This is a genomic window from Streptomyces sp. P17 (assembly GCF_032436805.1).
Classification (GTDB): domain Bacteria; phylum Actinomycetota; class Actinomycetes; order Streptomycetales; family Streptomycetaceae; genus Streptomyces.
Genome location: NZ_JAVRBF010000688.1, coordinates 1 through 279, shown reverse-complemented (window position 1 = coordinate 279; position 279 = coordinate 1). Strand labels below are relative to the sequence as shown.

Here is a 279-nt window from a genome sequence, read left to right as displayed (position 1 = left end):
CCCACGTTGTTAGTAAAGCATCTACTTTATCCTTAATCTGCGAACGCTTAAATTTAGTGGGTTCTTCTATATCCATAGCTGTGTAAATACTAGTTAATAAAATACGGTTGCTAGCTATTCTGTTCTTGTTGTTTTTCATCCCTCCTATACGTTCAGCTATATATTTATTTAGTAAAGCATCTTCTACCCCGCCTGTACTTTCTATTAGTTCGCGTTCATAGTGCGTTATCTGCTTTAAATCTCGGCTGTAGCGGTCTAATACAGGATGCGCTAAGACTA

The 279-nt window shown here is 37.6% G+C and carries 1 protein-coding gene; it reads right to left on the bottom strand.

Annotated elements, in window-relative coordinates:
- A partial coding sequence (locus RMT89_RS42595) for a hypothetical protein (RefSeq protein WP_315889127.1) occupies positions 1-279 on the bottom strand: 279 nt, incomplete at both ends.